Annotated in this window: 11 protein-coding genes; all 11 read left to right on the top strand. The window is 37.9% G+C overall.

Annotated features, from left to right (window positions below; genetic code table 11):
• Positions 1–31: 31 nt before the first annotated feature.
• Entirely contained in the window at positions 32–1,453 is a 1,422-nt protein-coding gene (locus IGM09_RS08380) for a lipopolysaccharide biosynthesis protein (protein ID WP_002401292.1), read from the top strand.
• Positions 1,454–1,545: 92 nt separating this feature from the next.
• Positions 1,546–2,505, top strand: coding sequence for a GDP-mannose 4,6-dehydratase (locus IGM09_RS08375; RefSeq protein WP_029644919.1), 960 nt, complete (start codon positions 1,546–1,548; stop codon positions 2,503–2,505).
• Positions 2,506–2,662: 157 nt separating this feature from the next.
• Positions 2,663–3,409 (top strand): glycerophosphodiester phosphodiesterase, encoded by a 747-nt coding sequence (locus tag IGM09_RS08370; protein ID WP_010713262.1) that lies wholly within the window; start codon positions 2,663–2,665, stop codon positions 3,407–3,409.
• Positions 3,410–4,339: a tRNA (adenosine(37)-N6)-dimethylallyltransferase MiaA gene (miaA, locus tag IGM09_RS08365; RefSeq protein WP_002362093.1), complete on the top strand. Its 930-nt coding sequence runs from the start codon at positions 3,410–3,412 to the stop codon at positions 4,337–4,339.
• A gap of 3 nt (positions 4,340–4,342) precedes the next feature.
• Positions 4,343–5,584 (top strand): GTPase HflX, encoded by a 1,242-nt coding sequence (gene hflX / locus IGM09_RS08360; RefSeq protein ID WP_002356926.1) that lies wholly within the window; start codon positions 4,343–4,345, stop codon positions 5,582–5,584.
• Positions 5,585–5,786: 202 nt separating this feature from the next.
• Positions 5,787–6,170, top strand: coding sequence for a MerR family transcriptional regulator (locus tag IGM09_RS08355; RefSeq protein ID WP_002388239.1), 384 nt, complete (start codon positions 5,787–5,789; stop codon positions 6,168–6,170).
• A gap of 42 nt (positions 6,171–6,212) precedes the next feature.
• Positions 6,213–7,553 (top strand): type I glutamate--ammonia ligase, encoded by a 1,341-nt coding sequence (gene glnA / locus IGM09_RS08350; RefSeq protein ID WP_002356929.1) that lies wholly within the window; start codon positions 6,213–6,215, stop codon positions 7,551–7,553.
• Between the two features lie 257 nt (positions 7,554–7,810).
• A complete protein-coding gene (nifJ, locus tag IGM09_RS08345) occupies positions 7,811–11,542 on the top strand; it encodes a pyruvate:ferredoxin (flavodoxin) oxidoreductase (RefSeq protein WP_025190559.1) in 3,732 nt (1,243 codons plus the stop codon).
• A gap of 196 nt (positions 11,543–11,738) precedes the next feature.
• Positions 11,739–12,623: a diadenylate cyclase CdaA gene (cdaA, locus tag IGM09_RS08340; RefSeq protein WP_002389035.1), complete on the top strand. Its 885-nt coding sequence runs from the start codon at positions 11,739–11,741 to the stop codon at positions 12,621–12,623.
• Entirely contained in the window at positions 12,620–13,783 is a 1,164-nt protein-coding gene (locus tag IGM09_RS08335) for a CdaR family protein (protein ID WP_002374494.1), read from the top strand. The genes cdaA and IGM09_RS08335 overlap by 4 nt, the downstream gene beginning before the upstream one ends.
• Positions 13,776–15,131, top strand: coding sequence for a phosphoglucosamine mutase (glmM, locus tag IGM09_RS08330; protein WP_002356936.1), 1,356 nt, complete (start codon positions 13,776–13,778; stop codon positions 15,129–15,131). The genes IGM09_RS08335 and glmM overlap by 8 nt, the downstream gene beginning before the upstream one ends.
• The last annotated feature ends 122 nt before the right edge of the window (positions 15,132–15,253 follow it).

Genomic DNA, 15,253 nt, shown 5'->3' with positions numbered 1-15,253 from the left:
TAAACTTATAAAAGAATAAGAGGTACAATAAATGAATGAGAAAGCTAAATCAGTTGTAAAAAATCTATACTATACAGTCGCTGCTAATTTTGCTACCCTGGGGATATCCGTTTTATTAAACTTATTTGTTCCAAAATTGCTGGGGGTTAGAGAATATAGTTATTGGCAATTATATGTTTTCTATGCTTCCTATGTTGGTTTTTTTCACTTAGGCTGGATTGATGGTATCTATTTAAAAATCGGGGGAGAAGAATACGAAAATTTAGATAAAAGAAATCTCGGTTCTCAATTCTGGTATTTAGCGATTTTTGAATGTTGTATTTCTGCTTTTGTCATTCTTTGGGCTTACTTTTTCATGCCGAAAGAATATCAAGGGATTATTTTGATATTGACGGCCATTGTTTCAGTAATTACAATTGCAAAAACGTTTATTCTGTATGTTTTTCAGTCAACAAATCGTATTAAGGAATATGCTCAATTATCCAGAAATGATCGCTATTTATATGTCCTGTTCATTGCAATTTACTTTGCATTAGGAGGACGAGATTTTTATTGGCTAATCATTATGGATATACTTTCTAAACTGATTATTACGGTTTGGGGAATGTTTAGAGTTAAAGACATGTTGCGTGTGAACATGATGAGTTTGAAGGAAGTTACTCCTGAAATAGTTGATAATATTAACATAGGTAGTAAACTAATGCTCAGTAGTATAGCAAGTATGCTAATAATGGGAACCATTCGCTTTTTTGTTCAACAGCGTTGGACTATCGAAACCTTTGGTAAATTGTCCTTTACTTTAAGTTTATCAAATATGTTTTTAACTTTTATTAATGCTGTTGGAATTGTAATGTTTCCGTTGTTAAGACGGACAAATAAAGAGCGATTGCCGTCTTTATTTGTCACATTAAGAGGTGTTTTTGTTCCGTTGACGTATGCAATTCTGCTGTTATATGTACCCGTCAAATTTGTTTTAGGTATGTGGTTACCCGAATATAGCGAGAGTTTGAAATTTATGGGAATTCTATTTCCTATAGTTATTTATGAAGGTCGGATGTCTTTACTAATTAATACGTATTTAAAAACGTTGAGAAAAGAAAAAACAATTTTATTTGTTAACGTATTGACACTTGCCTTGTCGTTAATCCTGTCGCTGTTTGTGATTTTCGTTGTTGGGAACTTGAATTTAACTGTTGGGTTGATATTAGTAAGTTTAGCATTTCGTTGTAATTTAGCGGAAATTTTTCTATGCAAAGATATGAACGTTAAAATAGGTAATAGTACTGTATTGGAAACGTTGGTTACATTATTGTTTATCTTTAGTAATCTTTGGTTTGGCGGTAGTATTTATAGTTTCATTTCTTATGGAATTGTGTACATTATCTATTTCTTATTCATTCATAAGAGTTTTGTGAATAACGCAAAGAATTTAAAATATTTAGTAAAAGGTTGAGAAAGTTATTTTCTCTCCTTTTTTATTGAAAAAAACAAACTGTAGTCTTTGACACCTAAAAATGGTAAAATTAATGTATTATTTTAATTGGAGTGGGAAACTTGAGGAACTTTTTAATCACAGGCGGCGCCGGCTTTATCGGCTCAACCTTAGCAAATTATTATAGTAAAGACAATCAAGTTGTGGTCGTTGATGATTTATCAATGGGCCAAACTGAAAATTTAAACGCATCTGAAAACATCACGTTCATTGAAGGTAGCGTGACTGATCAACAATTAATGGAAAAAGTACTACAAGAGTATCAGTTCGATTACATTTTTCACTTAGCAGCGATTGCTAGTGTAGCAGATTCAGTAGCACGTCCAGTGGAAACACACCAAGTGAATTTTGAGAGTGTGTTACAATTACTGGAATTAATTCGGAAATACCAGAAAGATTTAAAACGTTTGGTGTTTGCTTCTTCTGCAGCGGTTTATGGTGATGAGCCAACTTTACCAAAACAGGAAGAATCAGTAATTCGTCCATTAACGCCTTATGCAGTCGATAAATTTGCTTCTGAAAAATATGTTTTAAACTATTGTCATTTATATGATGTTCCAACAAGCGCTGTTCGCTTCTTTAACGTTTATGGGCCAAACCAAAACCCTAATTCGCCTTATTCTGGCGTTATTTCGATTGTGATGGACTCTTACAAACGCTTATTGGCCAATCAAGAAGTGACATTCAATATCTTTGGCGATGGAAAACAATCCCGTGATTTTGTCTTTGTTGAGGACGTGGTTCAAGCATTGAATCTTGTCGCTCATTCTGACCAATCACTTGGGGAAGTGTATAATGTCGGGACTGGAAAAGCAACCGATTTAAATGAGTTAATTTCTTCTTTAAATGATATTATGAAAGTCACTTTGCCAGTTGCATACAAAGAAGCGCGAGCTGGGGACATCAAAGATTCCTTAGCGGATATATCTAAATTACGTGCCATTGGTTATGAACCGAACTATAGTATTCAATCCGGTTTGGATAAATATGTTAAGTATGAACTAAAAGATTAAGAGAATAAAAGACGGATTTGAGACTAAATTGTTTATAAGACTTAGAGAGTGGGACATCATCAGTCGCTTTGATTGATGTCTTGCTCTTTCTTTTCTTTTTCCTATATTTGAACCCACCTCACTCCAATGGTACAATAAACAAGATTGGAGTGAGAGCATGACAGATATTATTGCACATCGAGGAAGTAAAGGCACCCATCCTGAAAATACGTGTATTGCTTTCAGAGAGGCTGTTCGTGTTGGTGCTGAAGGAATTGAATTAGACGTTCACTTATCTAAAGATGGTTATTTAATCGTTATGCATGATGAAACGGTGGATCGTACGACAGATGGTCATGGTGAAATCCAACAGTTAACATTAAACGAATTAAAACAACTAGATGCTGGAAGCTGGTTTCAGAAAAATCCTTCTGTTCAATGTGTTCCAACATTGGAAGATGTTTTAAATTGTCTTGTAGAAGAACAATTCAATGGTTTTTTGAATATTGAACTTAAAACGGACATTATCCATTATGAAGGAATTGAGAAAAAAGTCGTCCAACAAATGAAGCGAAAAAACTGGCCGTTTCGTTATTTATATTCTAGTTTTTATTTTCCGAGTTTAGTTAAATTAAAAAAAGCTGATCCTAAGACAGAAATTGCCTTTATTTATGAATCTGCAGAGGATTTAAGTCAAGCGGGACCGGCATTCGCGCTTGTCGATAGTTTACATCCAAAAATGTCTTGGGTGTTGGCTCATGAAAAAGAACTTATCACAATTGGCAAACCGCTGCGGCCGTGGACTGTTAATCGGATGGAAGAAACGGAAAATTGTTTTCAGCTAAAATTGGCGGGTGTTCATACGGATTTTCCTGAAGAAGCAAAATTTGCTCGTCAAAATTGGCAAGAAGAAGGAGAAACATAATTGGAGAAAGTATTAGTTATTGTAGGACCCACTGCGGTGGGGAAAACAGCATTAAGTATTGCTTTAGCAAAAAAATTTAATGGTGAAATTATTAGCGGTGACTCCATGCAAGTTTATCGCTCGTTAGACATTGGCACCGCTAAAGTCACAGAAACAGAAAAAGAAGGAATTCCTCACTATTTAATTGATTGCCGTGAAGTCAGCGAAACATATTCTGCCGCTGATTTTCAGAAAGAGGGTCGTCAAAAAATCAAAGAAATTACTGAAAAAGGGAAACTACCAATTATCGTTGGAGGAACAGGTTTGTATATTCAATCACTCCTTTATGATTTTCAACTAGGAAGTCGTGAGATAGATGACTCGCCTGAAATTAGAGAAACGTACAATTTATTTGCGGAAGAAAAAGGGAACCAAGCTTTATGGCAGTTATTACAACAAAAGGATCCTCTAGCGGCTGACAGCATTCATTTTAATAATCGCAAAAAAGTGATTCGTGCGTTAGAGGTCTTTGATAAAACCGGTTATAGTATTTTGACCCCGAAGGAAAAACCAGCTCGTCTCTATGATTATTATTTGTTAGGTTTGGAAACAGACCGCGCTTTATTATATGAACGTATTAATCAGCGGGTGGATCAAATGATGACAGAAGGGCTGTTGGAAGAAGCAAAACAGATGTTTCAGCAACCACATGCACAAGCAGCTCAAGGTATTGGCTATAAAGAATTTTTCCCGTATTTTTCCGGTGAACAATCATTAGAGATGGCGGTTGAAACAGTCAAACAGCAATCGCGGCGATATGCCAAACGTCAATTGACTTGGTTTAGAAATCGAATGGCTGCGCATTGGTGGGATTTGGTTCAGCAGCCAACAGATTTGCCCAAGTTGGAAAAAGAAGTAGCGGAATGGCTACAACAGAAGGAGAGTGAGTAGGCGATGACCACTCATGAAAAAGTGATTCTAGTAGGAGTTGAGACGGAAAAAAATTATCAGACATTTTCTGCATCAATGGAAGAACTGGCGAATTTAACGGAAACCGCTAATGGCGAAGTGGTGTTTGTTTTAACGCAAAAACGACCACAAGTCGATCGACAAACCGTAATCGGTAAGGGGAAATTGGAAGAATTAATTCAATTAACAGATGCCTATGAAGCGGATCTTGTGATTTTTAATCATGAGCTCACACCGCGTCAAAATCAACTGTTATCTGAAGCGTTAGCTGTGCGAGTAATTGATCGTGTACAATTAATTTTGGATATCTTTGCTTTGCGTGCGCGCTCCAAAGAAGGAAAGTTACAAGTTGAATTAGCACAATTGGATTATTTATTGCCTCGCTTGGCTGGTCAAGGAAAACAGTTGTCCCGACTTGGAGGAGGTATTGGGACACGTGGACCTGGTGAAACGAAATTAGAGTCGGACCGCCGACACATTCGGAATAAAATCTTAGGCATCCGTCGTGAGTTAAAAGAAGTCACTGCTCATCGTGAACGAAGCCGCCAAAAAAGACAAAATTCAGAACTATTTCAAATTGGCTTGATTGGTTATACCAATGCTGGCAAATCAACCATTCTCAACATGTTGACGACAGCAGGAACTTATTCAGAGGATCAATTGTTTGCAACGTTAGATCCTTTAACTAAAAAATGGCAATTGCCTCAAGGCATGGAAGTTACGCTGACCGATACGGTTGGCTTCATTCAAGATTTACCAACACAACTGATTGAAGCCTTTCAGTCGACATTGGAAGAAAGTCGGACGATGGATTTACTGCTCCATGTGGTGGATGCAAGTGCGCCAGATCGGTTACAACATGAACGCACAGTTCAAACATTGATTAAAGAATTAGCGTTGGAAAATATTCCGTGCTTGACGGTTTATAATAAAAGAGATCAAGTGGACAGCAAAGAATTTGTCCCAACCTTATTTCCCAATGTATTGATCTCAACTAAAATTTCTGAAGATAAAGAACGACTGGTTCAAGCTATCCGTGCCCAAATGATGGAATTACTCGAGCCTTATCAATTAGAAATTAGCCCAACTGACGGACAACTATTAAGTGAACTTCGCCGGATGACACTAATGATTTCAGAAGAATATGCTGAAAATGAAAATCGGTATATCGTGAAAGGTTTTGCGAAAAAAGAGTCTAAATGGTTGGCTGAATCCGAAAAAGAATAAAAAATGATAAGTTGATTAGAAATGATTTGTAAAAACAAATCATTTCTATTTTTTTGGTTAGCAGGAGAAAATCAGCCATGAAAAGATGGAAAAGTCCATATTTATCAGGTTTTTTGTTTTATGTTAGAAAATCTAACATAAGTTCTTGACAATTTGTCATTCTATTGTTATTCTAAGAAATAACTAAGAGAGGAGGATGGAGATGAGAGAAAAAGAGTTACGCCGTTCCATGTCAGTTTTTCCAATTGGTACAGTTATGAAACTAACGGATTTGACCGCTCGACAAATTCGCTACTATGAAGAACAGGGATTGATTCATCCAGAACGTAGTGAGGGCAACCGACGCATGTATTCTTTAAATGATATTGATGTTTTGTTAGAAATTAAAGATTATTTATCTGATGGATTGAACATGGCAGGGATTAAGCGTGTGTATGAAATGAAATTAGAGGAACAAAAAAACACCGCCGAGGCGACTCGTCCGTTAACCGATGCAGATGTTCGTCAGATTTTATACGACGAAATCCTTTCGCAAGGAGGACTTACTCAGCAAAATCCGTTCCAATCGAATGTACCAAGGCTTTAACGTTTCAGCAGCCAATAAAAATGAAGGATGGGGATCAGACCGATGACAAGAAAAGCCAAAACGGCAGAAGAGATTAAACATATTGCAGAAGAAGAAAACGTACGTTTTTTACGACTAATGTTTACCGACATTATGGGAACAATTAAAAATGTTGAAGTTCCTGTGAGTCAGCTAGATAAAGTATTAGATAATAAAATGATGTTTGATGGGTCATCCATCGAAGGATTCGTTCGTATCGAAGAAAGTGACATGTATTTATACCCTGATCTATCTACATGGATGATTTTTCCGTGGGAAAGCGACCATGGAAAAGTTGCGCGCTTAATTTGTGATATTTACAATCCTGATGGTACCCCTTTTGCCGGAGATCCCCGCGGTAATTTAAAACGCGCCTTAGCAGATATGAAAGAATTAGGCTTTACTTCTTTTAACTTAGGACCAGAACCAGAATTTTTCCTATTTAAATTAGATGAGAATGGTGAAATTACCACTGATTTGAATGATAAAGGTGGCTATTTTGATTTTGCGCCAACCGATTTAGGTGAAAATTGTCGCCGTGATATTGTTTTAGAGTTAGAAAGTTTAGGCTTTGAAGTGGAAGCTTCGCATCATGAAGTAGCACCAGGTCAACATGAAATTGACTTTAAATATGCTGATGTAGTTGATGCTTGTGACAATATTCAAACGTTCAAATTAGTTGTGAAAACTATTGCGCGCAAACATGGCTTGCATGCAACATTTATGCCAAAACCTTTGTTTGGAATTAATGGTTCTGGTATGCACTGCAATATGTCATTATTTAATGAAGAAGGTAATGTTTTTTATGACGAGTCAGGAGAGATGGGCTTAAGCCAAACTGCGTATCATTTCTTAGGTGGTTTATTAAAACATGCCCGTGCCTATACTGCGGTATGTAACCCAACAGTGAACTCTTATAAACGCTTGGTACCAGGTTATGAAGCACCTGTTTATGTAGCTTGGAGCGGCAGAAATCGTTCACCACTCATTCGAGTTCCTGAGTCTCGTGGTTTATCGACTCGTTTAGAGTTACGTTCTGTCGATCCTTCAGCGAATCCGTATTTAACAATGGCAGTCTTATTACAAGCAGGTTTGGATGGTATTCGTAATGAACTTACGCCACCGCCAGCGGTTGATCGTAACATTTATGTGATGAATGAGGAAGAACGTCAACATGCACAAATTGAAGATTTGCCATCAACCTTACACAATGCCATCAAAGAATTACGTAAAGATCAAGTAATGATTGATGCATTAGGTCGTCACATTTTTGCCAATTTTGTAGAAGCAAAACGAATGGAATGGGCAGCCTTCCGTCAAACCGTTTCTGAATGGGAAAGAGAACAATATTTGGAGTTGTACTAAAAGCTGTTACTTTTAATAATCTTAATGTTTAGAAAGAGGGAGATAAGTCGAAACGCTTATCTCCCTCTTTCATTCTTTAGTTTGTGAACGAATGGATAATTTCTATTTCACAAAATAAAGTAATTTTAATTCAGTTAAATAGTTTGTTTATAGGGGATAAAGTGGTTTTTTCTCAATTTCTCTTTTATTTTTAAGCAAAAAAATTGACAAAATCTTTCATAATTTGTGAAATTCCGCTATAATAAACAAGAATATGCGTGCAACTATTCTATTTTTTAGATATAAAGGATGAGAAAAACATGCGGAAAATGAAAACAATGGATGGGAATGCTGCAGCAGCTTATATTTCCTACGCCTTTACAGAATTAGCAGCCATTTATCCAATAACACCAAGTTCAACAATGGCTGAACTTGTTGATCAGTGGTCGGCCGAAGGTAAGAAAAATATCTTTGGTCAACCTGTGAAAGTAGTCGAAATGCAATCGGAAGCTGGTGCTGCCGGCGTGGTCCATGGCTCTTTAAAAACAGGCGCGCTTACCACGACCTATACGGCTTCACAAGGGTTACTTTTAATGATTCCTAATATGTACAAAATAGCTGGAGAACTATTACCATCTGTTTTTCATGTGGCGAGCCGAGCTTTAACCACGAATGCTTTAAATATTTTTGGTGATCAAGGAGACGTAATGGCCGCACGCCAAACAGGCTTTGCTATGTTGTCAGAAAGCAGTGTGCAAGAAGTGATGGATTTGGCACCAGTGGCTCACTTGGCTTCGATTGAAGCGAGTGTTCCATTTATGAACTTTTTTGATGGCTTTAGAACAAGTCATGAAATTCAAAAAGTGGCAGTTCTTGACTATGAAGAATTAGCACCCTTAGTAAACCAAGAAAAATTAGCCGAATTCCGTCGTCGGAGCATGAATCCGAATCACCCTTCCGTTAGTGGAATGAACCAAAATCCAGATATTCACTTTCAACAACGAGAAACAATAAATCCTTATTATGAAAAATTACCTGGTATTGTTCAAAAATATATGACAGAAATTAACCGGTTACGGGGAACCAATTATGATTTGGTGACGTATTATGGCGCAGAAGATGCAGAAGAAGTGATTGTCACAATGGGTTCAGTTGCACAAACAATTGAACAGACGGTTGATTATTTACAAGAACAAGGAAGAAAAGTTGGTTTTCTTAATGTCCATCTTTATCGGCCATTTCCAGTTGAAACATTTCTTGAAAAAATACCACAATCAGTTAAAGCAATTGCTGTCTTGGATCGGACGAAAGAGCCCGGTGCTGGTGGCGAACCGTTATTATTGGATGTCCAAAGCGCGATGTATGAAGCGGACATTCGCCCAACAATTATTGGTGGGCGCTATGGTTTAGGTTCTAAAGATGTGCTGCCAAATCAAATTGTTGCGGTTTTTGATGAATTAATGAAAGAACGTTCTGCCATGAAGAAGCGTTTTACAATTGGGATTGATGATGATTTAACTTATACTTCATTAGAAGTTGGCAAACCACTTGATTTGACGAATCCGAAAACCTATCAAGCTAAATTTTGGGGCTTTGGTTCTGATGGGACAGTAGGGGCGAACAAGTCAGCAATTAAGATTATCGGTGATCATACAGACAAGTATGCACAAGGCTTTTTCTATTATGATTCAAAAAAATCAGGCGGGTTGACCGTTTCTCATTTACGTTTTGGCGAGACGCCTATTCGTTCAACGTACCTCATTGAACATTCTGATTTTGTGGCTTGTCATACAGCCGCTTATTTGCATACTTATGATTTAGTAAAAGGGTTAAAAAAAGGCGGTACTTTCCTCTTAAATACCATTTGGAATGATGAACAACTAGCACGATTTTTACCCAATCAATTAAAACGGTATCTAGCTGAAAATGAGATTCAGTTTTATACAATCAATGCAGTGAAATTAGCTAGTGAAGTCGGACTAGGCGGGCGAATTAATACCGCAATGGAAACAGCTTTCTTCAAATTAGCGCAAATTATGCCTTTTGAGCAAGTGTTACCAATTTTAAAAGAAGAAGCACTGAAAAGTTATGGTCATAAGTCTATGAAAGTTGTCGAAAAAAATATTCAAGCAATCGATAAGACCGTTGAATTGTTGCATCAGGTACCTGTTCCAGCAGAGTGGAGAACGCTTGAAGTTCAACCGCGAAAACGTTCAGAAAATGTTAGTGATTTTGTTCATGAAATTGTTGAACCGATTAATCGTCAAGAAGGCAATGCGTTATCTGTTGCGACACTAGCGAAAAATGGGATGACAGATGGGCGGATGCCTTTGGGAACTGCGGCAGTTGAAAAACGTGGGGTGGCATTAGAAGTACCTGAATGGATTAGCGATCGGTGTACCATGTGTAATGAGTGTGCCTTTGTATGTCCCCATGCGGCGATACGACCATTCTTAGCCGATGAAGAAGAAATGACTGAAGCGCCAGAAGGATTCATTGTGCGTGATCTACGTGGTGCCGACGGCTTGAAATATCGTATCCAAGTCTCAGTCAAAGATTGTACTGGCTGTGGACTTTGTGTTGAAGCCTGTCCAGCTAAAGGCAAAGCTTTAGTAATGAAACCTTATGAAGAAGAAAAAGAGCAGGCTATGAACTGGGCGTTTGCTATGACGTTACGTCAAAAGGAAAACCCAGCAAAACCGAATACTGTTTTAGGTTCGCAATTTAATAAACCTTTATTAGAGTTTTCTGGTGCTTGTTCTGGTTGCGGCGAAACGCCTTATGTTAAATTATTGACGCAAATGTTTGGTGACCGAATGCTGATTGCTAATGCAACAGGTTGCTCATCGATTTGGGGTGCTGCAGCGGGTGTGACACCTTACACTACTAATGAACAAGGACAAGGTCCAGCTTGGTCAAATTCTCTTTTAGAGGATAATGCCGAGTTTGGTTACGGCATGTTGTTAGCAACGCAAGCGCGTCGCGAACGTTTAGCTAGTAAAATGACCGAAGCTTTTTCTGTAGCCAGTGATTCTTTACGTTTATTGATGGAAGATTGGATAGCACATCTGTCCGAAAGTGAAGGTACGCAACAACGTGCAGCTAAATTACGTGCAGCTTTGCTTGAAGAAAAAACAAATCAACCTTTATTGGAAGCAATTTATGACGATCAAGATCTTTTTGTCAAACCAAGTCAGTGGATGATTGGTGGGGACGGCTGGGCTTACGATATTGGCTACGGCGGTATTGACCACGTGTTAGCTAGTGGCGCGGATGTAAATATGTTAGTTTTAGATAATGAAGTCTATTCCAATACAGGTGGCCAAACTTCCAAAGCAACTCCTGCATCAGCGATTGCGAAATTTGCTGCCAGTGGGAAATATGCCTCTAAAAAAGATTTAGGGATGATGGCAATGACTTATGAAAATGTCTATGTCGCTCAAATTGCCTCAGGTGCAAACCAAATGCAGACGATTAAAGCTTTTGAAGAAGCGGAAAAATTCCCTGGACCATCGATTATTATTGCTTATACACCATGTATTACACATGGTTTAGCAGGTGGGATGAGTCAAACGTTGAAAGAAGCGAAAGACGCAGTTCATTCAGGTTACTGGTCTTTATATCGCTATAATCCATTATTGCGAGAAAAAGGCAAAGAACCAATGACACTGGATTTCAAAAAACCAGATTTTTCATTAATGAAAGAGTTTATGCGCCAACAAGTTCGCTTTGCGTCCTTAGAATCTAGTCAACCAGATACAGCGGAATTGTTATTTAATAAAACAATTAATGATGCTAAGAGACGGTTCTATAATTATGCTCGTTTAGCTGGTCAAGAAGAAAAAATTCGAGCAAAACTAGAAAAACAAAGTGAACCAGAAATAACTGCGCTAGAGAACGAGAAGCCACGAGTGAAAAAAGAACGCGTAGTTGATCCGGAAGCGGAAGCAAGAAGGGCTGCCCGCCGCGCAGAACGAGCAGCCAAGAGAAAACAACGTGAGCAAGATTAAATAGAAATCAAAAAAACGTGTCTGAGCTTTTTGCTTGGACACGTTTTTTAGTTAGAAATGCGATTTTTTGATGAAAAATTTCAAGTTATTTGAAAAAGTTCCTAAATTTTTTTGATGTTTACGCTTGCGTTCTGTGATGAAAGAAAATAATGTGGTATACTTGTTAGGAAATCTTGAGAGAGAAGTGAGGGGTATGATGTCGTTTCAATTGAATCAATTATTAGATTTGAATTATTGGCAGCAAGTCATCTCAACGGATTTCTTATCTAAGGATTTTGTTATCAATATCATAGATATCCTAGTCGTATGGTACCTCGTTTACAAATTAATCATGCTTGTTCGTGGAACAAAAGCAGTCCAACTATTAAAAGGTGTCGCTGTTTTTATCATTATCCGCATTCTAAGTGAGATAATTGGTCTACATACATTATCTTGGTTAATGAATCAAGTCATCATGTATGGTGTAATCGCCGCGGTTGTTATTTTTCAACCAGAAGTGCGAAGAGGGCTGGAACATCTAGGGAGAAGTTCGTTTTTCCGCCCGAATAAAGGTGCGCAACAAGAAGATGAGCGTATTATTCAGGCCTTTGACAAAGCCATTCAGTACATGTCAAAACGGAAAATTGGTGCTTTGATAACCATTGAACGCAATACTGGTTTAGATGAATACATTGAGACAGGTATTGATTTGGATGCCGATATTACTGGTGAATTACTGATTAATATTTTCATTCCAAATACACCACTACATGATGGTGCAGTGATTATCAAAAATGAAAAAATTGCTGTTGCTAGTGCGTATTTACCGCTATCAGAAAGCAATTTAATTCCAAAAGAATTTGGAACGCGCCATAGAGCCGCAGTCGGTATCAGTGAAGTCAGTGATGCCATTACGATTGTTGTTTCTGAAGAAACTGGTGACGTTAGTTTGACGTTGAACAATGAATTAATTCCTGGTCTAACGCAAGAAGAGTATTTAACAATTTTGCGTAAGGAGTTAATTTCGGAATCATCGGAAGATAAAAAAAGTGCTTTGCAGCATTTTATCGATGATGTAACAAAGGGGGTTAAACGCAAATGAGAAAAGCCTCCCAAAAAAGCTGGTTTAATGGTTTGCTTTCATTGCTGTTTGCATTGTTGTTATTTTTTAATGCCAATGCAACAGGCAATAATCCCTCCAATTCAGGTTCAAGCCAAACGTATAGTGAAACATTGAATAATATTCCGGTCCAAGTCCAATACGATAAAGACAAATATTATGTCTCTGGATTTGAAGAGAGTGTAAATGTTCATTTACGTAGTGCGAACCGCATTCAATTAAATATGGAATCAAATGCTGACACACGAAATTTCCAAGTGGTCGCAGACTTAACCAAATTGCCATTAGGGACTTCGGAAGTGCCTTTGACAGTTCGGGGACTAAGTTCAGCTGTTACAGCTGAAATTGAACCGAAAACAGTGACTGTAACGATTGAAAAGAGAGTAACAAAAAAATTCGATGTAGAAGCACAACTTTCTGATAACATTGAAAAAGAAGGCTACAAAGTAAAAAATATTTCTGTAGATCCAAAAACTGTAGAAGTAACAACTGGAGAAGAAACAGCGAAAGCAATTGACAAAGTGATTGCGCCAGTCTCAAGTGCCAAACAAACAATTGATACGATTAAACAAACGGTAAATGTCCAAGCGCTAGATGCCAAAGGTCAAGTCCTAAGTATCGAAAATCCAGCACCACAAGTCAAAGTAACAGTAGGCTTAACTGCGCCAACAAAAGATGTACCACTGAATGTTAGTATGACAGGTACGCCACCAGCTGGGATCGCTCATTACAATTATAGTTTATCAACGTACCAAGTTAGGGTCAGTGGCCCGCAATCAATTTTAGATACGCTAGAATCAATTGAAGTACCGGTAGATATTTCTGATATTCGCAAAGAAACAAAACAATCAGTGACTATTCCCGTTAATGGAGAATACGTAGTTACACCAGATGAGGTTGACGTTTCTTTGAGCCCCGTGTACAATCAACAACAGTCATCAAATACAAATGAAACTTCAGGGGAACCTGCAAGTTCAACAACGGTTGGCTCAGGTAGCCAAGCAGTACAACCAAGTACATCCAGTCAAGTAGAATCAAATACTTCTGAAACAACAAGTGAGGGATCAACAGTAGAAAGTACAACTGCTGGTTCAACTGAAAATACAGAGAATCAAGTGACTAAGGAGAATCAAAATGGGTAAATATTTTGGAACAGATGGTGTAAGAGGAATTGCAAATAAGGAGTTAACACCTGAATTAGCTTTTAAATTAGGGCGTTACGGTGGTTATGTGTTGAGTCAACATGAAGATAGTTCAAGAAAACCTCGTGTTCTCGTAGGCCGCGATACACGTATTTCAGGTGAGATGTTGGAACAAGCATTGATTGCTGGATTATTATCAGTCGGAATTGAAGTTTTCCAATTAGGGGTGATTTCAACACCTGGTGTAGCATATCTTACTCGTTTACAAAAAGCATCCGCTGGCGTAATGATTTCAGCTTCACATAATCCTGCGGAAGACAATGGGATTAAGTTCTTTGGGGCAGATGGCTTCAAATTAGTAGACGATCAAGAAGCAGAAATTGAAGCATTGTTAGACGCAGAAGAAGACACCCTGCCAAGACCTTCTGCAGAAGGCTTAGGCTCATTAGATGAATTTCCAGAAGGCTTACTAAAATATTCGCAATTTTTAGTTCAAAGTATTCCTGGCGATTTAGCAGATATGACTGTTTGTTTAGATGCTGCCAACGGAGCAACTGCAACAGCAGTCAATCGTGTGTTCGCGGATTTAGAGACAGATTTCTATACAATGGGAACAAGTCCTAATGGATTGAATATCAATGATGGTGTGGGTTCCACTCACCCTGAAGCTTTGGCAGAAATGGTTGTTGAAAAAGGCGCAGATGCTGGTTTGGCTTTCGATGGCGACGGTGATAGAATTATTGCAGTCGATGAATTAGGACGAATTATCGATGGTGATAAAATCATGTATATTTGTGCCAAATATTTAGCTGAGAAAAAACGTTTGAAAAAAGATACAATTGTTACAACAGTGATGAGTAATCTAGGTTTCCATAAAGCTGTAGAAGAAATTGGCTTAAAAGATGTGGTAACGCAAGTGGGTGATCGCTATGTTGTAGAAGAAATGCGTAAAAATGATTACAATTTTGGTGGCGAACAATCTGGTCACATGATCTTTTTAGATTACAACACAACAGGTGATGGCATGCTGTCAGGGATTCAATTGTTGAATGTTATGAAGCAAACGGGCAAAAAATTATCTGAATTAGCGGATGAAGTGACGATTTATCCACAAAAATTAGTCAATATTCGTGTCACAGATAAAAATGGTGCAATGGAAGTTCCGGCAATCAAAGCAGTTGTCGAACAAGCAGAAGCAGAAATGAATGGCGAAGGTCGTATTTTAGTTCGTCCTTCTGGAACAGAACCATTGTTACGTGTGATGGCCGAAGCGCCAACACAAGAAAAAGTTGATTATTACGTTGATAAAATTGCTGAAGTAGTACGTGCAGAAATCGGCGTTGAATAAGAACCAATTAGAAACCAGACACTTAATGCTAGCTTGCGTTAAGTGTCTGGTTTCTTTGTTGGAAATCAAAAAAAGAAAATAGCTAATAAGCTCCGTCTATCATTGACATAGAGCGGTTAAAA

Source organism: Enterococcus sp. DIV0167, assembly GCF_050541555.1.
In the GTDB taxonomy this organism is placed as follows: Bacteria; Bacillota; Bacilli; order Lactobacillales; family Enterococcaceae; genus Enterococcus; species Enterococcus faecalis.
The sequence above is the reverse complement of the archived record's forward strand: the minus strand, read 5'-3'. Positions and strand labels throughout refer to the sequence as shown.